This is a genomic window from Kosakonia sp. YIM B13571 (assembly GCF_042788095.1).
GTDB lineage: Bacteria > Pseudomonadota > Gammaproteobacteria > Enterobacterales > Enterobacteriaceae > Kosakonia > Kosakonia quasisacchari.
This window is the reverse complement of the sequence record NZ_JBHZPL010000013.1, coordinates 13,153-36,504: the sequence shown is the minus strand read 5'-3', so window position 1 is coordinate 36,504 and position 23,352 is coordinate 13,153. Positions and strand designations below refer to the sequence as shown.

The following is a 23,352-nucleotide window of genomic DNA, read 5'->3' as shown; positions in this document are numbered from 1 at the left end:
TTATTTGGGCATGGCGCGCTTATCACGCCATGCCTTTTCTTTCACTTTCACTTTCACTTTCACTTTCACTTTCACTTTTCAGCATCCTTTCTTTTGTTCATTTAAATTTCACTTCCTTTGCATTAACGATCACAATTTTCGATTTATTGTTATTTTCGCATTGATCTTTCACTTAACTTTCGTTACGTTTCATTTAACGAGAAATATATTCAATGAAACGAAATGAAAGGTTTCTTTCCGCTCACTTTCGTGACCGTGCATGACTAAGGAATATGCTATGAGTGAAATGCTTTCCGGGCGATCAAACACGTCAACCTGGACCGAACAAGAAATTCGTCAACAACCGGCGTGCTGGATTGCCTCGCTTGAAAATATCGATCGCCAGCGCGATGAGATTGATGCGTTTTTGCAGCCCGTTTTATCAATACAAAATATTAAAATTATTCTTACTGGCGCAGGGACGTCCGCCTTTATTGGCGACATTATTGGCCCCTGGCTTGCGCGCCACACCGGGAAAAATATTACCGCAGTACCAACCACCGACCTGGTCACCAACCCCACGGACTACCTTCAGGAAACGCAGCCGACGCTGCTGGTGTCCTTCGGGCGCTCTGGCAACAGCCCGGAAAGCGTCGCAGCCGTTAACCTGGCAGACCAGCTCGTCACGCAGTGTTATCACCTCGCTATCACCTGCAACGAAGCCGGTGCGTTATACCAGAATGCTGAAACCAGCAGCCACGGCAAGGCGCTGTTGATGCCTGCCGAAACGCACGATCGCGGCTTCGCCATGACCAGCAGCATCACCACTATGATGGCAAGCTGCCTTGCCCTCTTCGCGCCCGATGTCATTAGCACAGCGCGTTTTCGTGATATTGCCGCACGCTGCCAGCAAATCATCCACTCGCTCGGGGATTTCTCCGCCAACGTATTCGGGGATTTCCCCTTCAAACGCATCGTCTATCTCGGTAGCGGCGGGTTGCAGGGCGTAGCGAGAGAATCGGCGCTCAAAGTACTGGAATTAACCGCCGGCAAACTGGTCGCCTTTTACGATTCCCCTACTGGCTTTCGCCATGGCCCTAAATCGCTGATTGATAACGAAACACTGGTTGTCGTGTTTATGTCAAGCCACCCTTACACACGCCTCTACGATCGCGATCTGCTGGCAGAACTTCATCGTGAAAACCAGGCACTGCGTATTGTCTCGATCAGTGCAGCGGAAGAGCCCGCTATCACAGCCGAAACACATATTACGCTGCCCCCCGCCCGCGAATTTCTGGATGTCGAGCAGGCATTTTGTTTCCTGATGTACGCGCAGGTATTTGCCCTCACTCAATCGATAAAAGCCGGGATCGCCCCGGATACCCCGTCCCAGAGCGGGACGGTTAACCGGGTGGTGCAAGGTGTCGTCATTCATCCATGGCAGGAGGCATAATGAGCATTATCTCGACCAAATATCTTTTGCAGGACGCGCAGGCGAAAGGCTACGCCATCCCTGCGTTCAATATCCATAATGCTGAGACCATTCAGGCCATTCTTGAAGTTTGCCAGGAGATGCGTTCACCGGTGATCCTTGCTGGCACCCCTGGCACTTATAAACACATCGCCATAGAAGAGATCTACGCGCTGTGCGACGCCTACTCTGCCAGTTACCACATGCCTGTGGCGCTCCATCTGGACCATCACGAATCGCTGGATGATATCCGCCGGAAGGTCAATATCGGCGTGCGCAGTGCCATGATTGACGGCAGCCATCTCCCTTTCGACGAAAATGTGCGACTGGTTAAATCCGTGGTTGATTTCTGTCATAGCCAGGATTGCAGCGTCGAAGCGGAACTTGGGCGCCTTGGTGGCATGGAAGACGACATGAACGTTGACGAAGAAAGTACCTTTCTGACGTCACCGCAGGATGCCCAACGTTTCCTCGAATTAACCGGCGTTGACAGCCTCGCCGTCGCTATTGGTACGGCGCACGGCCTGTATACGAAACCGCCGAAACTCGACTTTCAGCGCCTTGCCGCTATTCGTAACGTGGTGGATGTTCCTCTGGTGCTGCACGGTGCCAGTGATGTGCCCGACGAATTTGTCCGTCGGGCGATTGAATTAGGCATATGTAAGGTCAACGTCGCGACGGAGCTGAAAATTGCATTCGCTGCGGCGGTGAGAAAATGGTTTGACGAAAACCCTGATGGTAACGATCCGCGCTACTACATGCGGGTCGGTATGGATGCGATGAAAGACGTTGTGAGAAGTAAGGTAACGGTCTGCGGTTCTGCCGACAGACTGGAGAAATAAGAAATTATTTTGGGCGCACTGATGCTGCCTTTACGTCGTTACTGGTTGAAAGCATTACTGGAATAAATATTAAAAAGGAACATATCCGTATTAATTAATGACAGGACAATAAGATGAGCTCACCGAATATTTTACTAACACGCATCGATAACCGTCTCGTCCATGGGCAGGTGGGCGTTACCTGGACGTCGGCTATCGGTGCCAATTTGCTTGTCGTCGTAGACGATGACGTCGCAAAAGACACCTTGCAGCAAAAACTGATGGGCATAACAGCAGAAACCTATGGCTTTGGTATCCGCTTCTTTTCGCTGGAAAAAACAATAAATATTCTCGATAAGGCTGCGCCTCATCAAAAAATTTTCCTCATCTGCCGCACGCCAGAAACGGTACGAAAACTGATTGAAGGCGGCGTGAAACTTGGCGACGTCAACGTCGGCAATATGCATTTTTCTGCGGGGAAAAAGCAGATAAGCAGCAAAGTCTATGTCAATGAACAGGACCTGGACGATCTGCGTTTTATCAAACATCACGGGGCCCATATTTTCATTCAGGATGTTCCCGGCGATTCAAAAACCGATATTCCCGACTGAGTTTTTCTGTCGGTAAACGATGCTAAACAACGCTCTCTGATGAGGCTGAAAAATGCATGAAATAACGCTAATACAGGGATTATCCCTGGCAGCTCTGGTTTTTATCCTCGGTATTGATTTCTGGCTGGAAGCATTATTCCTGTTCAGACCGATCATTGTTTGTACCCTGACAGGCGCAATCCTTGGGGACATTCATATCGGGTTAATTACCGGCGGCTTAACCGAACTCGCCTTTGCAGGCTTAACCCCGGCGGGCGGTGTACAACCGCCAAACCCGATTATGGCGGGCGTGATGACGACGGTTATCGCCTGGTCCACGGGTGTCGATGCCAAAACGGCAATCGGCCTTGGGCTGCCGTTTAGCCTGTTAATGCAGTACATCATTCTGTTCTTCTACTCGGCTTTCTCGTTATTTATGTCGAAGGCGGATAACTACGCCAGCACGGGCGATACCCGGGCTTTTGCGCGCCTTAACTGGCTCACCACGCTGATTGTCGCCTGTTCATACGCCATTATCGCGTTTCTGTGTACCTACATGGCACAGGGCGCAATGCAGGCGCTGGTGAAAGCAATGCCTGGCTGGCTGACACACGGCTTTGAAGTGGCGGGCGGCATTTTGCCAGCGGTCGGTTTCGGCTTGCTCTTACGCGTTATGTTCAAAGCGCAATACATTCCCTACCTGATCGCCGGGTTTCTGTTCGTCTGTTATATCCAGGTCAGCAACCTGCTGCCGGTTGCCGTTTTAGGTGCCGGTTTCGCAGTCTATGAATTCTTCAATGCGCGGGCGAAAAACCCGTCTCAGCCGCAGGTAGAAGGCAACCCCAGCGATAAAGAGGATTACAGCAATGGCATCTGAAATCAGTAAGAAAGATATCACCCGGTTAGGTTTCCGTTCGTCCGTGCTGCAAGCCAGTTTTAACTATGAAAGGATGCAGGCTGGCGGTTTTACCTGGGCAATGCTGCCGCTGCTGAAAAAGATTTATAAGGATGATAAAGACGGCTTAAGCGCGGCAATGAAAGACCATCTGGAATTTATTAATACCCACCCCAACCTGGTTGGTTTTTTGATGGGGCTGCTTATCTCAATGGAAGAGAAAGGGGAAAACCGCAGCACCATTAAGGGGTTAAAAGTTGCACTGTTTGGCCCTATTGCGGGGATTGGTGATGCCATTTTCTGGTTTACGCTGTTACCGATTATGGCGGGTATCTGCTCCTCTTTTGCCAGCCAGGGCAACCTGCTTGGCCCGATACTTTTCTTCGCGGTCTACCTGGCGATTTTCTTTTTGCGCGTCGGCTGGACACACGTCGGTTATTCTGTGGGCGTTAAAGCGATTGATAAAGTTCGTGAAAACTCACAAATGATCGCAAGATCGGCGACAATTCTGGGGATTACCGTTATCGGCGGTCTAATTGCCTCGTATGTGCATATCAATGTGGTCACCACCTTCCCCATTGATGAAACACACAGCGTCGCGCTACAAAAAGACTTTTTTGACAAGGTGTTCCCAAACATTTTGCCAATGGGGTATACGCTGCTGATGTATTACCTGCTGCGTGCGAAAAAGACTCACCCGGTGGTGCTGATTGCGGTGACATTTGTGCTGTCCATTATTGCCTCAGCGTTGGGTATTCTCTGACAGAGCTGGGGCGCATAACGACTGCGCCCCGGTCATCATGCGGCTTACTCTTGCTGATCCAGCGCGTACTTATACAGCGCATTTTTCTTCACGCCGTGGATTTCCGCCGCCAGCGCGGCCGCTTTTTTCAGCGGCAGTTCGGCTTGCAGCAGCGCCAATGTGCGTATTGCGTCGGCGGGCAACTCATCTTCCTGCGCCTTATGCCCTTCGACGATCAGCACCATCTCGCCTTTACGGCGGTTCTCATCCTCTTTTACCCATGCCAGCAACTCGCCCACCGGCGCGCCCTGGATGGTTTCCCAGGTTTTGGTCAGCTCGCGCGCCAGTACCACATAGCGGGATTCCCCCCACACGGCGACCATATCTTCCAGGCTTTCCAGCAGGCGGTGCGTGGATTCATAAAAAATCAGCGTACGGCTTTCGGTTTCCAGCGCTTTGAGCGTATCGCGACGCCCTTTCGATTTGGCGGGCAGAAAACCTTCGTAACAGAAACGATCCGACGGCAGCCCGGCGGCGCTTAACGCGGCAATGGCGGCGCACGGGCCAGGCAGCGGCACCACGCGGATACCAGCCTCGCGGCAGGTGCGCACCAGGTGGTAGCCCGGATCATTAATCAGCGGCGTTCCGGCGTCGGAGACCAGCGCAATGTTCTGCCCCTCCTTCAGCTTCGCCACCAGCGTTTCGGCTTTTTGCTGCTCATTATGGTCGTGAAGCGCAAACAAACGGGCATTAATGGCGAAGTGCTGGAGCAGTAAACCGGTGTGGCGGGTGTCTTCAGCGGCAATTAAATCAACGGCTTGTAACACGTTAAGCGCGCGCTGCGTAATATCAGCCAAATTCCCGATAGGAGTAGGTACAATATAGAGCTGACCTTGAGAATTCTCCGCCGATTCGTGTTGTTTCATTGTTTCATCCGTATTGCCGATTTAATATTGAGCATTGCGTAAAAATTATCACTGGATACAGTATGCTACCGTCAAGATTTCTACGTTCGAAAGCCACGCGCTGCCTGCCTGTGGTGCTCGCCGCCCTGCTGTTTGCAGGCTGCGGCACGCAATCGACAGACCAGAGCGCCTCGCATATGCAGGGCGAAGCCCAGGCCGATTCTGGCTATTACCTGCATCAGATGCAGCAAAGCACAGATGATAGCAAGACCAACTGGCAATTACTCGCCATTCGTGCACTGCTGAAAGAGGGAAAAACCCAGCAGGCCGGCGAACTGTTTGCCCAGTTGCCGCAGGATCTGAGCGATAACCAGCGTAAAGAACGCACGTTGCTCGCTGCCGAAATGAAACTGGCGCAGAAGGATTTTGCCGGTGCGAAAGCGCTACTCAACGAAATCGATCCCGCCGATCTTGAGCAAAACCAGCAAGCGCGTTACTGGCAAATTAGCATTTCCGCCTCGCAAGGCAAGCCTTCTCTGACGCTGCTGCGCGCGCTCATTGCCCAGCAACCGCTGTTGAGCAAACCGGAAGAGAAGCAGAAAAACATCGACGCCACCTGGCAAGCGCTGGCCTCCATGACACAAGATCAAGCCAGAGCGCTGGTGATCAACGCCGATGAAGTGACGCTGCAAGGCTGGCTCGACCTGCAACGCATGTGGTTCGATAACCGCAACGATCCCAATATGCTGAAAGCGGGCATTACCGACTGGCAAACGCGCTATCCGCAAAACCCGGCGGCGAAAATGCTGCCTACGCAGTTGTCGAACCTGCAAAACTTTAAACCGGCAGCAACCAACAAAATCGCGCTGCTGTTGCCGTTAAATGGCCAGGCGTCGGTGTTTAGCCGCGCTATCCAGCAAGGTTTTGAAGCGGCGAAAAACGGCATCGCCCCGGTTTCCGGCCCGGCGGTTCCGCAGCAAGTTGCGCAGGCCGCCACCGCAGCCGTTGTCAGCCCAGCAGACGCTAACGTGAATGATCTGACCAATGCTCCGGCGCAGCAAAATGCGGCTGCACCGGATGCACAACAAGCGCAAGCGCCGGATAGCGCAGCGCAAAGTGACGCAGCAGCAACGGATTCTGCCGCCACTGCTCAGCCGGATCCGGCAGCCACAACACCCACTCAGCCGACCGACGCCAATGCGACGCAACCGGTCGCTGCACCTGCCGTGACAGGCACGCCAGCGAACCCCGGTGCTGAGCTGAAAGTTTACGATACCAGCGCGCAGCCGATGGATCAGATCCTCAACCAGGTTCAGCAGGACGGAGCCAGCATCGTGGTAGGCCCGCTGTTGAAAAACAACGTTGAAGAGCTGATGCGCAGCAACACGTCGCTGAACGTACTGGCGCTCAACCAGCCGGAGCATGTCGAAAACCGCGCCAACATTTGTTACTTCGCCCTCTCGCCAGAGGATGAAGCTCACGACGCCGCACGCCATATTTTTGAGCAGGGCCGACACGCGCCGTTGCTGCTGGTGCCACGCAGCGCGTTGGGTGAACGCGTCAGTACCGCGTTTGCCGATGAGTGGAAAAAACTGGGCGGCGGCGTTGTGCTGGCACAGAAATTTGGCTCCACCGCTGAACTGCGTATGGGGCTGAACGGTCGCTCTGGCATCGCCCTGACCGGTAGCCCGGTCGCCTCCAGTCTGCCCCAGCAGCCAGGCGTGACGGTTGGCGGTCTGAATATTCCGGCTCCGCCGACCGATGCACAAATTAGCGGTAGCGGCAGCGTAGACGCGGTATATATCGTCGCTACGCAGGATGAAATCGCGTTAATTAAACCGATGATTACTCTGCGTACCGGCAGCCAGAGTGGCGTGATGCTGTACGCCAGCTCACGCAGCGCGCAGGGCGGTGCAGGCCCGGATTTCCGCCTTGAAATGGAAGGTCTGCAATTCAACGAAATCCCTATGCTTGCCGGGGCAAACCCGTCGCTGATGCAGCAAGCGCTGAAAAGCGTGAATAACGACTATTCGCTGGCGCGTCTGTACGCGATGGGCGCGGATGCCTGGTCGCTGGCGAATAACTTCTCGCAAATGCGTCAGGTGCCGGGTTTTGAACTGAACGGCAATACCGGCGATTTAACGGCTACACAAGACTGCGTGATCAACAGGAAGTTGTCATGGCTCAAATACCAACAGGGGCAAATCGTCCCGGCGAATTAAGCCGTAAGCAGACCGGCGACGTGTGGGAAGCGAAAGCACGTCGCCTGCTTGAAAGCAAAGGACTGCGCTTTATCGCCGCCAATGTGCACGAGCGCGGCGGTGAAATCGACCTGATAATGCGACACGGCAAGACCACCGTGTTTATTGAAGTGCGCTATCGAAAGTCGGCGCGTTTTGGCGGTGCGGCAAGCAGCGTCACCCGCGCCAAGCAAGCCAAACTGCTGCATACCGCGCAATTATGGCTGGCCCGGCACAATGGGAGTTTTGACACTGTGGATTGCCGGTTTGATGTGGTAGCCTTCACCGAAAATGATGTTGAGTGGATACCTAACGCTTTTAATGACCACTCATGATTGCTGAATGATAGGGAATACCGTGCTCGAACGAATTAAAGTCTGCTTTACGGAAAGCATTCAAACCCAAATTGCGGCGGCGGAAGCGCTACCTGATGCCATTTCCCGAGCAGCCATGACGATGGTTCACTCCCTGCTGAATGGCAACAAAATCCTCTGTTGTGGCAACGGCACATCTGCTGCCAACGCACAGCATTTTGCTGCCAGCATGATCAACCGTTTTGAAACAGAACGTCCTAGTTTACCTGCCATTGCACTTAATACCGATAATGTGGTCTTAACCGCGATAGCAAATGACCGTCTGCATGATGAAATTTATGCCAAGCAGGTTCGGGCGCTCGGCCATACCGGCGATATTCTGTTGGCCATTTCAACGCGTGGTAACAGTCGCGATATCGTTAAAGCCGTCGAAGCGGCGGTGACACGCGATATGTCGATCATTGCGTTGACGGGCTACGACGGTGGCGAGCTGGCGGGTCTGCTGGGGCCGCAGGATGTCGAAATTCGTATTCCTTCCCACCGCAGCGCGCGCATCCAGGAAATGCACATGCTGACGGTAAATTGCTTATGCGATCTGATTGATAACACGCTTTTTCCTCACCAGGATGATTAAGGAGTACACATGAAGGCATTTACGCCCCTCGCAGTCCTTATTTCCGCGCTGCTGTTACAGGGTTGTGTTGGCGCAGTGGTGGTAGGTTCCGCAGCCGTAGGCACAAAAGCCGCAACGGACCCGCGAACCGTCGGCACCCAGGTGGATGACAGCACGCTGGAGCTGCGCGTGAATAGCGCGCTGTCGAAAGATGAACAAATTAAGAAAGAAGCGCGTGTTAACGTCACCGCCTACCAGGGGAAAGTGCTGCTGACCGGCCAGGCACCGAATACCGATCTCTCTTCGCGGGCAAAACAGATTGCCGTTGGTGTGGAGGGGACAACCGAAGTCTTTAACGAGATCCGCCAGGGTCAGCCGATTGGTCTGGGTACAGCCTCTTCCGATACCTGGATAACGACCAAAGTTCGCTCGCAGTTGCTGAGCAGTGACCAGGTGAAATCGTCAAACGTGAAAGTGACAACGGAAAACGGTGAAGTGTTCCTGATGGGGCTGGTTACCGAGCGTGAAGGTCGGGCCGCCGCGGATATCGCCAGCCGCGTCAGCGGAGTGAAACACGTGACCACCGCCTTTACCCTGCTTAAATAAACTCGCTATCATGAAAAAGCCCGGTAAAACCGGGCTTTTTTTTCGCGCATTAGTTGGCTTACAGCAGCGCAATAATACCGGTCATCACTCCGCACAACGCCACCAGGCCACCGGTCAGCCACAGGGCTTTCGCCGGGAAAGATTTACGCAGCATAACGAGCGATGGCAGGCTAACCGCTGGCAGCGTGATCAGCAGCGCCAATGCAGGCGCCATGCCCATCCCCGCCAGCATCATGGTTTGCACAATCGGAATTTCTGCCGCTGTGGGGATAACAAACAGGCAACCGACAATCGCCATCGCAATCACCCACAGCAATGTGTTATCCACCGCGCCATCCGCATGCGGGAACAGCCAGACGCGCGCCGCACCGAGAACCAGCACCGCGAGGATATAGACCGGAATGGTGCTCCAGAACAGTTGCCACAATGCCTTGCCCCAACGCGCCATAAAGCTGCCCTGCTGCTCCGGCAAAGTGATCTCCACCGGCTCTGCCTGTTGCGGGCTATCTTTCACCAGCATCTGTACCAGCGTTGCCACGCCGAGCACGGTGACCAGACCGGCAACCAGACGGATTGCCGCGAAATGCCAGCCAAGCACAAACCCCATAAACACCAGCGTCGCTGGGTTCAGTAGCGGGTTGCCCATCCAGAACGCCAGCGCACCGCCCATGGAAACGCGCTGACGCCGCATCCCCGCGGCGACTGGCGCAGCACAGCAGGAGCACATCATACCAGGCAGAGAAAACAACGTACCGAAAAGGGTGCCGCTAAAGCGTTTTTGCCCCAGCGTACGCAGCAACCAGTCGCGCGGGATAAGCACCTGAATCAGCGAACCGAGCAGTACGCCGAGTACCGCCGCTTTCCAGACTGCGAGAAAATAGACCATGGCATAATCAAGCGCCGCCTGAAGCGGGCTGGAATCGGCCTGCGAAAGGATGGATTTACCGATGCTGTGTGTCTCGGCGGCAGTGAACGCTTTGCCGTAATAAGGCTGCCATTTCACATACCAAAGGCCCACGATAACAACAAGAAAGAACAGAGCGGGTTTCCACCATTGAACAGGTGTTGCCGCCTGAGGTGAAGACTGACCAGTCATAACATTCCCCGGGGATATATTTATAAGCCCGAGAATAGTACGCCGTGATAACTATTTTGCCAATGAGCTATCGGCAGCGATCGCGCGTAGCTGCGCGGATTTCACTATCCGGGTCGGCTGGCTCGCAGGCAAAAATGCCAGCGCCAGCATTGCACGGGCAACGTCGTGTGCGGGAATCGACTTCCAGTTACCCGGCAGCAGGCGGAAAAGCGGTGCCAGCAAAGATTCGTTCACCCGCGTTTTCTCCCGCTCACCCAGCAGCATGGAGGGGCGGACAATCGTCAGCGACGGCCACTGCTGGGCCATCAACGCATTTTCCATCTCACCTTTCACGTGGTTGTAGAAAAATGGCGAGCGCGCGTTTGCCCCCATTGAACTGACCACCAGCATTTGCGTGGCACCAAGACGCAGGCCGGTGATCGCGGTATCCACCACCAGCGTGTAATCGGCAAGCACAAACGCCTCTTTGCTCCCCGCCTCACGCCGGGTTGTGCCAAGGCAACAAAAAACCGTATCGATGGGTTCCGTCACCAGCGCTAGCGCATCACTGAGCTGGGGATCGTGCGGGTTCGTAACGCCGGAAATCCCCTGCAACGGGCGGCGAGTGGGCGCAACGATAGAGTCAATTCGCGGGTCGCTGTTCAGCAACCGCAACAAATGCCCGCCAACCAAACCAGTGGCACCAGTGATTAATACACGTTGCATCGTTTCCCCCTTTGCAGATGAATCTGTCTTGCAATGTCGGCCTGCTGGACCAGGCTTAGTGTTCTGGTGAGTTATCAGTATGCATAACTCCCTTTCTGAAGCCAAAACAACGGAGGAAGTATGAGCAAGAAAATTGCTGTCTTGATCACCGACGAGTTTGAAGATTCAGAATTCACCTCTCCGGCGCATGAATTTCGCAAAGCCGGCCATGAAGTGATCACAATTGAGAAACAGGCCGGGAAAACCATTCACGGCAAAAAGGGCGAAGCGGAAGTGGTGATTGATAAAGCCATTGATGAAGTGCGTCCGGCAGACTTCGACGCGCTGCTGCTACCGGGAGGCCACTCGCCTGACTATCTACGCGGCGACGATCGTTTTGTGACCTTCACGCGTGATTTCATCAGCGCCGGGAAACCGGTATTCGCCATTTGCCACGGCCCGCAGTTGCTGATCAGCGCCGATGCGATACGCGGACGCAAACTCACGGCGGTGAAGCCGATTGTGGTGGATGTGAAAAACGCCGGAGGTGAGTTCTACGATCAGGAAGTGGTTGTCGATAAAGATCAGTTGGTTACCAGCCGTACTCCCGATGATTTGCCGGCGTTTAATCGCGAAGCGTTGCGTTTACTGGGTGCCTGAATCACGGATCCAGTGCAGTTTTTTACCAAAGCCCAGCGTGTTGTCGGTGAACTTCAATTCATGAAGGCGAATTTCCCACATCGGGGCGGATAACATGCGGGCGACCGGAAAGCGACGATTGTAGTGCGCACGCAACGTCGCGCTCTCCTCGCCGTCAAGGCGGCGGATCTCACCGGTGAACTGCACGCCGCGAATCAACGCCACGGTTTTTGGCTGACCATTTACCGTGCCCGCGACCTGCGCTTTCAAGCCCGTCATCTGTGCATGGCGGGTTTGATCTTCGCTCAGGATATAAAACGCGACCGCGTGCGGGTCATAAAAATAGAACGCGTTCGCACACCATAACTCTCCCCTATTCGCCACGCACCAGGTCACGACATGTTGCTTCGCCAGCCAGCGATTAATGGCTGCAAGAGTCTCCATTTTTTCCCTTCCCCATGGTATTTTTCTTTCACATTAACATACTGAACATCGTCATGACGCCCTGGTTTCTTTATCTTATTCGTACCGCTGACAACATGCTCTACACCGGAATTACCACCGATGTCGCACGGCGTTTTATCCAGCATCAATCCGGAAAAGGCGCAAAAGCGCTACGTGGAAAAGGCGCACTGGCGTTGGCTTTTTCAGCCGAGGTGGGGGAAAGATCGCTGGCGCTGCGGCTGGAGTACCGCATTAAGCAGTTAACCAAGAGCCAGAAAGAGCGCCTCGTCGCCGGGGATGGTTCGTTTGAGGCGCTGCGGGAAAGCCTGTTATCTGTGACGGTTAAAAGCGATTGAAATGATCGCTGTATTCGACGAGGCCACTGACGCCATTGAACGCGTCATCCGCCAGGCGGTGGACTAAAAACGCCTCATGGCTTTCTGGCCAGCGACAGTGCAAATCATACTGCGCCGCCTTCTCAAACCCGAGACGGCTATAAAACGCAGGATCACCTAAGGTCACAACCGCCGCATAGCCAAACTCGTTGAGTGAGTCCAGCCCTTCATACACAAGCTGACGCGCAATACCCTGCCCGCGATACTGCTCATCAACGGCCAGCGGCGCAAGCCCGACCCATTGCAGCTCTTCACCTGCGACCGAGACCGGGCTAAACGCCACGTAGCCAATGACCTGGCCTTCATCATCAGTCGCAACAAATCCCAGCGTGATCAGCCCGTCTTCGCGCAGATCATGCACCAGCGACGCTTCCGCTTCGCCGCCAAAACTACGGCGCAGCAGCGCGTCGATACCAGGAGCATCAATGGGAATTTCAACTCTAATCAGCATGGCTCACCTACAGAAGGTTGTGTCGTTGCAGGCGGCGCTTGCAGGCCAGCCTCAACAAATTCCGCCAGCTGTAGCAGCATCACCCGCAGGGGTTTTGGCATCTGCTCCAGCTCAATGGCGTCCATCAGGTTTTTCACATACAGCCCAAGTTCCGTGTCGCCTTCAATCACCAGACGGCGCTGGAAAAACAGGGTATCGGGATCTTGCTTACGCGCAGCAATCATCAGCAAATCGCTGGCATCCGCGCTGAAGCTGACGTCCGCATCGGCAGATTCACGCACAATCATCTGCCCATCTTCAACAGAGGTATACCACGTCAGGCCAATATCCCGAACCTGGATACTTAACCAGCGGCCTTCGAGAAACTCAAGCTCTCCGTCCGCCAGCGCCTGTTGGAATTGCCAACGCAGCACCTGCTCCAACACCTGACGTTTGATGGCGAAAGGCGTCAGTTTAACCGGCACGCTCAGTAACGACGGGCCAACGTGAACAAGACGTGAGCGCAATTTATCCAACACGAGCTTTACTCCCTGAAATGATAATGACTGCTATTTTGCCACAATCGCCAAATGGCATAGCGGCACAAATCAACAATTACGAATAAACAGCGGGGGATTATTGGCGGCATCAATACGCATTTAACTGCCTCAAATCAAAAATTGTCGCTGACAGGTTAACTAAAATCCCAGTTCATTAACAACTTAGCGACCCCACGGGGTACATCCGGGCCATTGCGCCCCTGATTGCAGGATACACTATGGAGTTGCTCTGCCCTGCCGGAAACCTTCCGGCGCTGAAGGCGGCCATCGAAAACGGTGCCGACGCTGTGTACATCGGTCTGAAAGATGATACCAACGCCCGCCATTTCGCTGGTCTCAATTTTACCGAGAAGAAGCTTCAGGAAGCGGTCAGCTTTGTTCACCAACACCGCCGTAAGCTGCATATTGCCATTAATACGTTTGCGCATCCTGATGGTTATCAACGCTGGGAGCGCGCCGTCGATATGGCAGCGCAGATTGGTGCTGACGCGCTGATCCTGGCAGATTTAGCGATGCTCGAATATGCGGCTGAGCGCTATCCGCATATTGAGCGCCACGTCTCCGTTCAGGCTTCCGCGACCAACGAAGAGGCCATCCGTTTTTACCATCGCCACTTTGATGTGGCACGCGTGGTACTGCCGCGCGTGTTATCGATTCACCAGGTCAAACAGCTGGCGCGCGTCACGCCGGTGCCGCTGGAAGTGTTCGCTTTCGGCAGCCTGTGCATTATGGCGGAAGGGCGCTGCTATCTCTCTTCGTACCTGACTGGCGAATCGCCCAATACCGTGGGTGCCTGTTCTCCGGCGCGTTTTGTGCGCTGGCAGCAAACGCCGCAGGGGCTGGAATCCCGCCTTAACGAAGTGCTGATTGATCGCTATCAGGATGGCGAAAACGCCGGTTACCCGACCTTATGCAAAGGCCGCTATCTGGTGGATGGCGAGCGCTATCACGCGCTGGAAGAACCCACCAGCCTCAACACGCTGGAGCTGCTGCCCGAGTTGCTGGCCGCCAATATTGCCTCGGTAAAAATTGAGGGGCGTCAGCGCAGCCCGGCGTATGTCAGTCAGGTAGCAAAAGTTTGGCGTCAGGCAATCGACCGTTGCATGGCTTCGCCGCAAGACTTTGTACCGCAATCCGCCTGGATGGAAACGCTGGGTTCGATGTCGGAAGGCACCCAAACCACCCTCGGCGCGTATCACCGCAAATGGCAGTAGGAAAACCATGAAATATTCATTAGGGCCGGTGCTTTACTACTGGCCAAAAGAGACGCTGGAAGATTTTTACCGCCAGGCGGCCACCAGCCGTGCCGATGTGATTTATCTTGGCGAAGCCGTCTGCAGCAAGCGCCGCGCCACTAAAGTGGGCGACTGGCTGGATATGGCAAAAGCGTTGGCGGGTAGCGGCAAGCAGGTTGTACTTTCCACGTTAGCGCTGGTGCAGGCATCCTCCGAGCTGAACGAACTGAAGCGTTATGTTGATAACGGCGAGTTTCTACTCGAAGCCAGCGATCTGGGCGTGGTGAATATGTGCGCCGAGCGCAAGCTGCCGTTTGTCGCCGGGCATGCGCTCAACTGCTACAACGCGGTGACGCTGCGTTTACTGCTCAAGCAAGGCATGGTGCGCTGGTGCATGCCGGTTGAGCTTTCGCGCGACTGGCTGAAAAACTTACTCGATCAGTGTGATTCCCTGGGTATTCGCCAGCAGTTTGAAGTGGAAGTGTTGAGTTACGGTCATCTGCCGCTGGCTTACTCTGCGCGCTGCTTTACCGCCCGCTCCGAAGACCGCCCCAAAGATGAGTGTGAAACCTGCTGCATTAAATATCCAAACGGGCGCAGCATTCTTTCGCAAGAGAACCAGCAAGTCTTTGTGCTCAACGGCATTCAGACGATGAGTGGCTATGTCTACAACCTCGGCAATGAGCTGGCTTCAATGGATGGCCTTGTGGATATTGTGCGCCTGTCGCCGATGGGTAACGAGACATTTGCCATGCTCGAGGCGTTTCAGGCTAATGAAACCGGTGATACTCCGTTACCGCTGGCCACCAACAGTGACTGCAACGGCTACTGGCGCAGGCTGCCAGGGCTGGTGCTTCAACAGTAAAAAGCTCACTTTGTTAACAAGCATTGTCACAAGTTAATGCAGTATGAAAGTTGCAGCTTTTCTGGCCGGGCGCGGCACATTGCGCCAGGCTGGAAGAAGACCTTCAATCTGATGACCATGCTGTAGCAAAGTGAGTGTGTATGTCTGACAAAACGATCCCTTTTTCGGTGCTCGATCTCGCGCCGATCCCACAAAACTCCAGCGCTCGCGAGGCGTTTACCCATTCGCTGGATCTGGCGAAGCTGGCCGAACAGCGCGGTTATCATCGCTACTGGCTGGCCGAACACCACAATATGACCGGTATCGCCAGCGCGGCGACGTCGGTGCTGATTGGCTATCTGGCGGCGAATACGCAAACCCTGCATCTGGGTTCCGGCGGTGTGATGCTGCCAAACCACTCGCCGTTGGTGATTGCCGAGCAGTTCGGTACGCTGAATACGCTTTACCCTGGGCGCATCGATCTCGGCCTTGGTCGCGCTCCCGGCAGCGACCAGCGCACCATGATGGCATTGCGCCGTCATATGAGTGGTGATATCGATAATTTCCCGCGTGATGTCGCAGAGCTGGTGGACTGGTTTGACGCCCGCGATCCCAACCCGCACGTACGACCTGTGCCAGGCTATGGGGAAAAAATTCCCGTCTGGCTGCTGGGTTCGAGCCTGTATAGTGCGCAATTGGCCGCACAACTGGGCTTACCGTTTGCCTTTGCTTCGCATTTCGCGCCGGATATGTTGTTCCAGGCTTTGCATCTTTATCGCGCCAACTTTAAGGCTTCTGCGCGGCTGGAAAAACCGTATGCGATGGTGTGCATCAACATTGTCGCTGCCGACAGCAACCGCGATGCGGAATTTCTGTTTACTTCTATGCAGCAGGCGTTTGTGAAACTGCGCCGCGGCGAAAGCGCGCAACTACCGCCGCCGATCCCAAACATGGATCAGTTCTGGTCACCGTCGGAACAATATGGCGTGCAGCAGGCGCTGAGTATGTCGCTGGTGGGCGATAAAGCGAAAGTACGCCACGGGCTGGAGTCGATTCTGCGGGAAACGGATGCCGACGAAATTATGGTTAACGGGCAAATTTTTGATCACCAGGCGCGGCTTTACTCCTTTGAGCTGGCGATGCAGGTGAAAGAGGAACTGCTCGGTTAGCACCGATATCCTCCTCTCCCACAAGGGAGAGGAGAGGAAATGGCTACTGATAGACAGGTAGCAAATTGAAGCTGGAAAGCAGATGTACCACTGCATTGCCGATGCCAAACAGCAGGATCAAGACGATCATCGGCTTGCCACCCCAAACGCGAAACGTCGGGCTGCCAAAGCGCTTACGCGACGCGTTTGCCAGCAATGCCGGAACAATCGCCGCCCATACCGTTGCCGCTAAGCCTGCATAACCAATCGCATACAGAAAACCGTTCGGCCACAGTAAGCCACCGACAATCGGCGGCAAAAAGGTCAACAGTGCGGTTTTAAAACGTCCCAACGGGGAATCATCAAATTTGAACAGGTCCGCCAGGTAATCAAACAGTCCCAGCGTCACCCCGAGGAAGGAGCTGGCGACGGCAAAGTTTGAGAAGACAACCAGCAGTAGATCCAGGCTGCGGCTATTCAGCACGCCGCTCAGCGCCTGCACCAGCACATCGATATTCCCGCCTTTTGCCGCGATTTCAATAAATGCGGGACGAGAGATGTTGCCCATCGTAACCAGCAACCAAATAACATACAGCCCCAGCGCCAGCAACGTGCCGTAGACCAGGCAACGAATAATGGTGCGCGGATCTTTGCCATAGTATTTCATCAGGCTCGGCACATTGCCGTGGTAGCCAAACGAGGCCAGACAGAACGGCAGCGTCATCAACAGATAAGGCGTGTACGAAACATCGCTCTGCGCGACATTAAATAAGGTAGCTGGCTCTACATGCCCCAGCAGGCTGCCAAAGGTGAGGAAGAAGGTAATGACCTTCGCCCCCAACACAATCGCCGTCATCCGGCTGACAGCGTGCGTCGAGAGCCAGACGATAAACGCTACCAGCAGCGCAAAGGCAAACCCGGCCAGGCGCGGCGGGACATTCAGCGACATTTCGGCAAAGGTGTGGTGCAAAATAGAGCCGCTTGCCGAAATGTAGGCGTAAGTCAGGATATAGAGCACGAAGGCAATTGAGATACCGTTAACCAGGTTCCAGCCTTTACCCAACAGATCTTTAGTGATGGTATCGAAGCTCGCGCCGCTACGGTAATTAAGGTTGGCTTCAAGAATCATCAGCCCGGAGTGCAACATGCAAAACCAGGTAAAGACGAGCGCCAGCAATGACCAGAAGAACCACGCGCCGGACATCACCACCGGCAGAGAAAACATCCCTGCGCCAATGATTGTGCCGCCAATAATCACCACCCCGCCGAACAGCGAAGGGGAAGTTTGTGTGGTTGTCAGTGTCGACATCTGAATGATTCTCCTGTGATGAACAATGCCCGTAGTTCAGGCCGCTGCATTGTACCAGTACAGGAGTACATTTCGGATAAAAAAAGCCCCAATCTTTTCGATCGGGGCTGTATCTATTTCTTTACAGAGTGTAAAGCAGCTTATGCGTCGTTACGGCGACGCGGAGCGCTGTCGTCACGATCGCGGCGCGGTGCACGACGTTCGCCACCGAAACTACGACCTTCCTGACGCTCACCGCTTAAACGGCGACCTTCACCACGACCACCTTCACGGCGCTCACCACCGAAACCACCGCCACGACGTTCGCCGCCACCGCGACGTTCGCTACGCTCACGCGGCAGGGCATCACCCATCAACTGCATATTCATCGGTTTGTTGAGAATACGGGTGCGAGTGAAGTGCTGCAGAACTTCTCCAGGCATACCTTTCGGCAGCTCAATGGTGGAGTGAGTACCGAACAGCTTGATGTTACCGATATAACGGCTGCTGATGTCACCTTCGTTAGCGATAGCGCCAACGATATGACGGACTTCAACGCCATCATCACGGCCCACTTCAATGCGGTACAGTTCCATTTCGCCAACATCACGACGTTCGCGACGCGGACGATCTTCACCACTGCGTTCCGGACGATCACCACGCGGGGCACGATCATTACGATCGGCACGGCGTTCAAAACGCTCATCACGATCGCGGAATTCACGCTTAGGACGCATCGGCGCATCCGGCGGCAGGATCAGCGGACGTTCGCCCTGCGCCATTTTCAGCAGTGCAGCGGCCAGCGTTTCAATATCCATCTCTTCTTCAGCAGAAGGCTGGATTTTTGCCAGCAACGCGCGGTACTGATCCAGATCGCTGCTTTCCAGCTGCTGCTGAACTTTAGCGGCGAATTTTTCCAGACGGCGTTTGCCCAGCAGCTCTGCGTTCGGCAGTTCTACTTCCGGAATGGTCAGTTTCATCGTACGTTCGATATTGCGCAGCAGACGACGCTCGCGGTTCTCAACGAACAGCAGCGCACGGCCCGCACGACCCGCACGACCGGTACGACCGATGCGGTGAACGTAGGATTCGGAATCCATCGGGATATCGTAGTTAACGACCAGGCTGATACGCTCAACGTCCAGACCACGTGCCGCAACGTCTGTTGCGATCAGGATATCCAGACGACCGTCTTTCAGACGCTCCAGTGTTTGTTCACGCAGTGCCTGGTTCATGTCACCGTTCAGCGCGGCGCTGTTATAGCCACTGCGTTCCAGCGCTTCAGCCACTTCCAGCGTTGCGTTTTTGGTACGAACGAAAATGATCGCCGCATCAAAATCTTCCGCTTCCAGGAAGCGAACCAGTGCTTCGTTTTTACGCATGCCGTATGCAGTCCAGTAGCTCTGGCTGATGTCCGGACGAGTCGTCACGCTGGACTGAATACGCACTTCCTGCGGCTCTTTCATAAAGCGGCGGGTAATACGACGAATCGCTTCCGGCATGGTTGCAGAGAACAGAGCGGTCTGATGACCTTCCGGGATCTGCGCCATGATGGTTTCTACGTCTTCGATAAAGCCCATGCGCAGCATTTCGTCAGCTTCATCCAGCACCAGACCGCTCAGTTTAGAGAGATCCAGTGTGCCGCGTTTCAGGTGATCCAGCAGACGGCCCGGCGTACCGACGACGATCTGCGGCCCCTGGCGCAGCGCGCGCAACTGCACGTCATAACGTTGACCGCCGTAAAGAGCGACTACGTTCACGCCGTGCATATGTTTGGAGAAATCAGTCATTGCTTCAGCTACCTGAACCGCCAGTTCGCGGGTCGGAGCGAGCACAAGGATCTGCGGCGCACGCAGATCCGCATCGATGTTATGAAGCAGCGGTAAAGAGAATGCTGCAGTTTTACCGCTACCAGTCTGGGCCATACCCAGCACGTCACGACCGTTCAGCAGGTGCGGAATGCACTCAGCCTGGATCGGAGATGGTTTTTCGTAACCGAGATCGTTAAGGGCTTCAAGGATGGGAGCCTTCAGGCCCAGATCTGCAAAAGTGGTTTCGAATTCAGCCATGTAGTACAAGTGCCTCTATGTCATTGGCGGCCAGTCTACATAACTCATCGTGAAAAAAATTAGCAATTTTCATTGAAAAGTGTGAACCGGCTCAAAGTAGGTTGATTAACGAACAATGAAGCCCTCACCCGCGAAGGTGATGGCAATCAAAAAAAGATTACGGGCTGATATGTTCGTCAGCTATTGCTGGTCCGATTCTGCCAGGTCGTCATGCTCCTGGCCCAAGAGCGCTAATTCCAACAATGCGTAACGGTGCTCAACAAAATTATGAACGTTGTTGGCAACCGCTAGTTTGAACAGTGCCGTGGCGCTGTCCTTATCCCCCAGACTTAGGTAATACTTACCTAAATAGAAGTTGGTTTCACTGAGATGCTCAGCGAGCGAGGTGTTATCCGTTGCGTCTGCCTTCAGGCGATCCATTAACGTTGCTTCGCTAATGTCGCCGAGGTAGAACTCGACAATGTTCCATCCCCACTGTTCCTTGTCCGATTTTTCGAAGCGCTGTTTCAGTGCTTCTTTAGCCTGCTTCTCATTAAGCTTCCGCTCAACGATGTAAAGCCACAGACTCCGGAAAGGATCATTAGGATCGTCTTGATAAAACGCCAGCAGATCATCTTGCGCTAACTTGTCGCGACCGCCGTAATGCAGTGCGATCCCGCGATTCAAGTGCGCGTAGTTGTAAGTTGGATCAAGCTCAAGTACAGAATCAAACGCTTCATAGGCAGCATCAAAATTGCCTGCCTGCGTTAAATAAATGCCTAAGTAATTGAATACTTCCGGCATATCGGGTCGAATTGCCAGCGCTTGTGAAAAATCATTTCGCGCTAAAGCTCTCAAACCGAGGCTATCATACAACACTCCGCGCTCATATAAAAGCTGTGCGCGTTCGTCATCGGTTAAAGCCCGACTGGCAAGAATTTGTTCCATGCGCGCCAGAATCACTTCTTGCTGCAAAGTCGGTTGCAATGGCACCGCGAGGACTTCGCTCTTACGCCAGGCAGAGTTGCTGCATCCTGCCAGCGTTAAAGCTGTCGCAACGAAACACCAGCGCAAAAAAGGCTTCATTTCCCACTCCCGAAGACAACAATTGGATGAACGTCCTGTCCCCCGGCTGCAAACATGGCGTCCTGCCTGCTAATAAGCCCTCCGCTTTCGCGAAGGGCAAAGGCAACCTTACTCGCCCTGCTCTGCTTGCGGCGCTTCCGACGCTTCAGCAGGCTGAGTCTGCTCAGTCGCTTCTTTAATGCTCAGACGGATACGACCCTGACGGTCAACTTCCAGAACTTTGACCGGTACTTCCTGGCCCATCTGCAGATAATCGGTCACTTTCTCGACGCGTTTGTCCGCAATCTGAGAAATATGTACCAGACCTTCTTTACCGCCACCGATGGCAACAAACGCGCCAAAGTCAACGATACGGGTCACTTTACCGCTATAAACACGGCCCACTTCGATCTCAGCAGTAATCTCTTCAATACGGCGAATGGCATGTTTTGCTTTGTCACCGTCAGTTGCTGCGATTTTCACGGTACCATCATCTTCGATTTCGATGGTGGTGCCGGTTTCTTCGGTCAGCGCACGAATGACGGAACCGCCTTTACCGATCACGTCTTTGATCTTATCTGGATTAATTTTGATGGTATGGATACGCGGCGCAAATTCAGAGATATCACCACGCGGCGCGTTAATCGCCTGCTCCATTACACCCAGAATATGCAGACGAGCACCTTTCGCCTGGTTCAGCGCAACCTGCATGATTTCTTTGGTGATACCTTCAATTTTGATATCCATCTGCAGTGCAGAGATACCGTCGCGGGAGCCCGCAACTTTGAAGTCCATATCACCCAGGTGGTCTTCATCGCCCAGGATGTCAGAAAGAACAACAAAGTTGTCGCCTTCTTTCACCAGACCCATTGCGATACCCGCAACAGCGGCTTTCACCGGTACGCCTGCGTCCATCAGTGCCAGAGATGCACCACAAACGGAAGCCATAGAAGAAGAACCGTTAGATTCGGTGATTTCAGAAACTACGCGTACGGTGTACGGGAATTTATCTGCATCCGGCATTACTGCCAGCACGCCGCGTTTTGCCAGACGGCCGTGACCAATTTCACGACGTTTCGGCGAACCAACCATCCCGGTTTCCCCAACGGAGTACGGAGGGAAGTTGTAATGGAACAGGAAAGAGTCAGTGCGTTCGCCCATCAACTCGTCGATGATCTGCGCGTCACGTGCGGTACCCAGCGTTGCAGTAACCAGCGCCTGCGTTTCGCCACGAGTAAACAGTGCGGAACCGTGGGTGCGCGGCAGAACACCGGTACGAACGTCCAGACCACGGATCATATCTTTTTCGCGGCCATCGATACGCGGTTCGCCAGCCAGTACGCGGCTACGAACAACGTTTTTCTCGATAGCGTGCAGGATTTCGCCCAACTCGTTAGCATCCAGGGTTTCATCTTCTGCAACCAGCGCGGCGATGGTTTCTGATTTGATCACGTCAACCTGAGCATAACGCTCTTGTTTGTCAGTGATGCGATAAGCATCGCTCAAACGTGATTCTGCCAGCGCAGCAACGCGCGCGTTCAGCGCTTCGTTTACCGCTTCCGGCTGCCAGTCCCAACGCGGTTTGCCGGCTTCTTTTACCAGATCGTTGATGTTCTGGATAACAATCTGCTGCTGGTCGTGGCCAAACACCACGGCACCCAGCATCTGATCTTCGCTCAGCAGTTCCGCTTCGGATTCAACCATCAGAACGGCGGCTTCAGTACCGGCAACCACCAAGTCCAGCTTACTTGCTTTCAGCTCTTCCTGAGTCGGGTTCAGAACGTACTGGTCATTGATATAACCAACACGCGCGGCGCCAATCGGGCCATTGAACGGGATACCAGACAATGACAGCGCAGCGGAAGCACCGATCATGGCCACGATATCCGGGTTAACCTGTGGGTTAACGGAAACGACGGTAGCGATAACCTGCACTTCGTTCACGAAGCCTTCCGGGAACAGCGGGCGAACCGGGCGGTCAATCAGACGCGCGATCAGCGTTTCGCCTTCGCTCGGACGTCCTTCACGACGGAAGAAACCGCCAGGGATTTTACCTGCAGCGTAAGTACGCTCTTGATAGTTAACAGTCAGCGGGAAGAAGTCCTGACCTGGTTTTGCTTTTTTCTGGCCAACAACGGTCACGAATACTGCGGTGTCATCCATGCTTACCATTACGGCAGCAGTCGCCTGACGCGCCATCATGCCGGTTTCCAGCGTGACGGTATGTTGACCATACTGGAATTTACGAACGATCGGATTCAGCAAAGTTCTGTCCTTTCTTAATGAAAGTCAGCACACCG

Annotated in this window: 25 protein-coding genes; 14 read left to right on the top strand and 11 right to left on the bottom strand. The window is 54.2% G+C overall.

Going from position 1 to position 23,352, the window contains the following annotated elements; all coding sequences use genetic code 11:
• Positions 1 to 277: 277 nt before the first annotated feature.
• The 5 genes from ACFX4O_RS21445 (at position 278) to agaD (ending at position 4,519) form a co-directional block, all read left to right on the top strand.
• Positions 278 to 1,432 (top strand): SIS domain-containing protein, encoded by a 1,155-nt coding sequence (locus ACFX4O_RS21445; RefSeq protein ID WP_380211134.1) that lies wholly within the window; start codon positions 278 to 280, stop codon positions 1,430 to 1,432.
• Positions 1,432 to 2,292, top strand: a complete 861-nt coding sequence (kbaY, locus tag ACFX4O_RS21440; protein ID WP_380211132.1) for a tagatose-bisphosphate aldolase subunit KbaY — start codon at positions 1,432 to 1,434, stop codon at positions 2,290 to 2,292. The genes ACFX4O_RS21445 and kbaY overlap by 1 nt, the downstream gene beginning before the upstream one ends.
• A 113-nt stretch (positions 2,293 to 2,405) precedes the next feature.
• A complete protein-coding gene (agaB, locus tag ACFX4O_RS21435; protein WP_380211130.1) occupies positions 2,406 to 2,882 on the top strand; it encodes a PTS galactosamine transporter subunit IIB in 477 nt (158 codons plus the stop codon).
• A 52-nt stretch (positions 2,883 to 2,934) separates the two neighbouring features.
• A complete protein-coding gene (agaC, locus tag ACFX4O_RS21430) occupies positions 2,935 to 3,738 on the top strand; it encodes a PTS galactosamine transporter subunit IIC (protein WP_131407727.1) in 804 nt (267 codons plus the stop codon).
• On the top strand, positions 3,728 to 4,519 hold the full coding sequence (gene agaD / locus ACFX4O_RS21425) for a PTS galactosamine transporter subunit IID (RefSeq protein ID WP_131407729.1): 792 nt from the start codon (positions 3,728 to 3,730) through the stop codon (positions 4,517 to 4,519). The genes agaC and agaD overlap by 11 nt, the downstream gene beginning before the upstream one ends.
• Positions 4,520 to 4,563: 44 nt before the next feature.
• Here agaD and rsmI read toward each other — a convergent pair whose 3' ends face one another.
• On the bottom strand, positions 4,564 to 5,424 hold the full coding sequence (gene rsmI, locus ACFX4O_RS21420) for a 16S rRNA (cytidine(1402)-2'-O)-methyltransferase (protein WP_131407731.1): 861 nt from the start codon (positions 5,422 to 5,424) through the stop codon (positions 4,564 to 4,566).
• 62 nt (positions 5,425 to 5,486) lie between these two features.
• Between rsmI and ACFX4O_RS21415 the strand changes: the two genes are divergently transcribed.
• Genes ACFX4O_RS21415 through dolP form a run of 4 tightly spaced genes read left to right on the top strand, consistent with a single transcriptional unit; the run spans position 5,487 to position 9,176 of the window.
• Positions 5,487 to 7,625 carry a penicillin-binding protein activator gene (locus tag ACFX4O_RS21415; RefSeq protein ID WP_380211127.1) on the top strand — a complete coding sequence of 713 codons (2,139 nt, stop codon included), beginning with the start codon at positions 5,487 to 5,489 and terminating at the stop codon, positions 7,623 to 7,625.
• On the top strand, positions 7,583 to 7,978 hold the full coding sequence (locus ACFX4O_RS21410; RefSeq protein ID WP_131407735.1) for a YraN family protein: 396 nt from the start codon (positions 7,583 to 7,585) through the stop codon (positions 7,976 to 7,978). The genes ACFX4O_RS21415 and ACFX4O_RS21410 overlap by 43 nt, the downstream gene beginning before the upstream one ends.
• Before the next feature lie 22 nt (positions 7,979 to 8,000).
• Positions 8,001 to 8,591 (top strand): DnaA initiator-associating protein DiaA, encoded by a 591-nt coding sequence (gene diaA, locus ACFX4O_RS21405; protein WP_040016590.1) that lies wholly within the window; start codon positions 8,001 to 8,003, stop codon positions 8,589 to 8,591.
• A gap of 9 nt (positions 8,592 to 8,600) precedes the next feature.
• Entirely contained in the window at positions 8,601 to 9,176 is a 576-nt protein-coding gene (gene dolP / locus ACFX4O_RS21400) for a division/outer membrane stress-associated lipid-binding lipoprotein (RefSeq protein ID WP_017457372.1), read from the top strand.
• 58 nt (positions 9,177 to 9,234) lie between these two features.
• Here dolP and ACFX4O_RS21395 read toward each other — a convergent pair whose 3' ends face one another.
• Together ACFX4O_RS21395 and ACFX4O_RS21390 are read right to left on the bottom strand one after the other, a co-directional pair.
• Positions 9,235 to 10,272, bottom strand: a complete 1,038-nt coding sequence (locus ACFX4O_RS21395; protein ID WP_131407739.1) for a permease — start codon at positions 10,270 to 10,272, stop codon at positions 9,235 to 9,237.
• 51 nt (positions 10,273 to 10,323) lie between these two features.
• Positions 10,324 to 10,977 (bottom strand): NAD(P)H-binding protein, encoded by a 654-nt coding sequence (locus ACFX4O_RS21390; protein WP_380211124.1) that lies wholly within the window; start codon positions 10,975 to 10,977, stop codon positions 10,324 to 10,326.
• 120 nt (positions 10,978 to 11,097) lie between these two features.
• Here ACFX4O_RS21390 and ACFX4O_RS21385 point away from each other — a divergent pair, with 120 nt between their 5' ends.
• Positions 11,098 to 11,616, top strand: coding sequence for a type 1 glutamine amidotransferase (locus ACFX4O_RS21385; RefSeq protein ID WP_200552335.1), 519 nt, complete (start codon positions 11,098 to 11,100; stop codon positions 11,614 to 11,616).
• Here the strand turns inward: ACFX4O_RS21385 and ACFX4O_RS21380 are convergent.
• Positions 11,602 to 12,039 carry a YhbP family protein gene (locus ACFX4O_RS21380; protein WP_131407743.1) on the bottom strand — a complete coding sequence of 146 codons (438 nt, stop codon included), beginning with the start codon at positions 12,037 to 12,039 and terminating at the stop codon, positions 11,602 to 11,604. The two genes, ACFX4O_RS21385 and ACFX4O_RS21380, sit on opposite strands and share 15 nt — an antisense overlap.
• A 14-nt stretch (positions 12,040 to 12,053) precedes the next feature.
• Between ACFX4O_RS21380 and ACFX4O_RS21375 the strand changes: the two genes are divergently transcribed.
• Positions 12,054 to 12,395: a GIY-YIG nuclease family protein gene (locus tag ACFX4O_RS21375; RefSeq protein WP_380211122.1), complete on the top strand. Its 342-nt coding sequence runs from the start codon at positions 12,054 to 12,056 to the stop codon at positions 12,393 to 12,395.
• Here ACFX4O_RS21375 and ACFX4O_RS21370 read toward each other — a convergent pair.
• Together ACFX4O_RS21370 and ACFX4O_RS21365 are read right to left on the bottom strand one after the other, a co-directional pair.
• Complete coding sequence (locus ACFX4O_RS21370) at positions 12,382 to 12,885, bottom strand: GNAT family N-acetyltransferase (RefSeq protein ID WP_380211121.1); 504 nt, start codon at positions 12,883 to 12,885, stop codon at positions 12,382 to 12,384. The genes ACFX4O_RS21375 and ACFX4O_RS21370 overlap by 14 nt on opposite strands.
• The gene (locus tag ACFX4O_RS21365; RefSeq protein ID WP_131407749.1) at positions 12,879 to 13,403 is read right to left on the bottom strand and encodes an SCP2 domain-containing protein; all 525 of its coding nucleotides are present in this window, start codon (positions 13,401 to 13,403) and stop codon (positions 12,879 to 12,881) included. The genes ACFX4O_RS21370 and ACFX4O_RS21365 overlap by 7 nt, the downstream gene beginning before the upstream one ends.
• A 239-nt stretch (positions 13,404 to 13,642) precedes the next feature.
• Between ACFX4O_RS21365 and ACFX4O_RS21360 the strand changes: the two genes are divergently transcribed.
• From ACFX4O_RS21360 to ACFX4O_RS21350, 3 genes are all read left to right on the top strand, one after another.
• On the top strand, positions 13,643 to 14,638 hold the full coding sequence (locus tag ACFX4O_RS21360) for a peptidase U32 family protein (RefSeq protein ID WP_020455407.1): 996 nt from the start codon (positions 13,643 to 13,645) through the stop codon (positions 14,636 to 14,638).
• Positions 14,639 to 14,645: 7 nt separating this feature from the next.
• Entirely contained in the window at positions 14,646 to 15,524 is an 879-nt protein-coding gene (locus ACFX4O_RS21355) for a U32 family peptidase (protein ID WP_131407751.1), read from the top strand.
• A 140-nt stretch (positions 15,525 to 15,664) separates the two neighbouring features.
• On the top strand, positions 15,665 to 16,672 hold the full coding sequence (locus ACFX4O_RS21350) for a luciferase-like monooxygenase (RefSeq protein ID WP_131407753.1): 1,008 nt from the start codon (positions 15,665 to 15,667) through the stop codon (positions 16,670 to 16,672).
• A gap of 43 nt (positions 16,673 to 16,715) precedes the next feature.
• Here ACFX4O_RS21350 and mtr read toward each other — a convergent pair whose 3' ends face one another.
• From mtr to pnp, 5 genes are all read right to left on the bottom strand, one after another.
• Positions 16,716 to 17,960 carry a tryptophan permease gene (gene mtr / locus ACFX4O_RS21345; RefSeq protein WP_380211118.1) on the bottom strand — a complete coding sequence of 415 codons (1,245 nt, stop codon included), beginning with the start codon at positions 17,958 to 17,960 and terminating at the stop codon, positions 16,716 to 16,718.
• Positions 17,961 to 18,100: 140 nt separating this feature from the next.
• Positions 18,101 to 20,008, bottom strand: a complete 1,908-nt coding sequence (locus tag ACFX4O_RS21340; RefSeq protein WP_131407756.1) for a DEAD/DEAH family ATP-dependent RNA helicase — start codon at positions 20,006 to 20,008, stop codon at positions 18,101 to 18,103.
• A complete protein-coding gene (gene yrbN / locus ACFX4O_RS21335) occupies positions 20,001 to 20,081 on the bottom strand; it encodes a protein YrbN (protein ID WP_097400725.1) in 81 nt (26 codons plus the stop codon). The genes ACFX4O_RS21340 and yrbN overlap by 8 nt, the downstream gene beginning before the upstream one ends.
• Before the next feature lie 107 nt (positions 20,082 to 20,188).
• Positions 20,189 to 21,073, bottom strand: a complete 885-nt coding sequence (gene nlpI / locus ACFX4O_RS21330; protein WP_020455412.1) for a lipoprotein NlpI — start codon at positions 21,071 to 21,073, stop codon at positions 20,189 to 20,191.
• Between the two features lie 108 nt (positions 21,074 to 21,181).
• Positions 21,182 to 23,317: a polyribonucleotide nucleotidyltransferase gene (pnp, locus tag ACFX4O_RS21325; protein WP_065369453.1), complete on the bottom strand. Its 2,136-nt coding sequence runs from the start codon at positions 23,315 to 23,317 to the stop codon at positions 21,182 to 21,184.
• Positions 23,318 to 23,352 lie beyond the last annotated feature (35 nt).